This window comes from Micromonospora sp. SL4-19 (assembly GCF_047921475.1).
Taxonomy (GTDB): domain Bacteria; phylum Actinomycetota; class Actinomycetes; order Mycobacteriales; family Micromonosporaceae; genus Micromonospora.
The window spans coordinates 1-201 of record NZ_JBLROB010000123.1; the positions used below are offsets into that span (position 1 = coordinate 1).

At 68.7% G+C, this 201-nt stretch carries 1 pseudogene; it reads right to left on the bottom strand.

Annotated features, from left to right (window positions below):
• A pseudogene (locus ACNAVT_RS31955) lies at nt 1-201 on the bottom strand (hypothetical protein); the annotation flags it as partial.

Sequence of the window (201 nt, forward strand, 5' to 3'; positions counted from 1 at the left end):
GTGGGCAGTCCGGCGACGTGCCGTGCCTTTGCTTCGACCAACTCGACGGTCGGCAGCACCCGGTAGACGACCTCGTCGTCGGCGAGGTTCACCGGTAGGCCGGTACGCGGCTGCGTGCACCCGAGGAACCCGGCGACTTCGATCCGCAGCCGGATCAGCTCGTCGTGGCGTCGGTGCCAGCCCTCGATCTCGGTGTCGTAC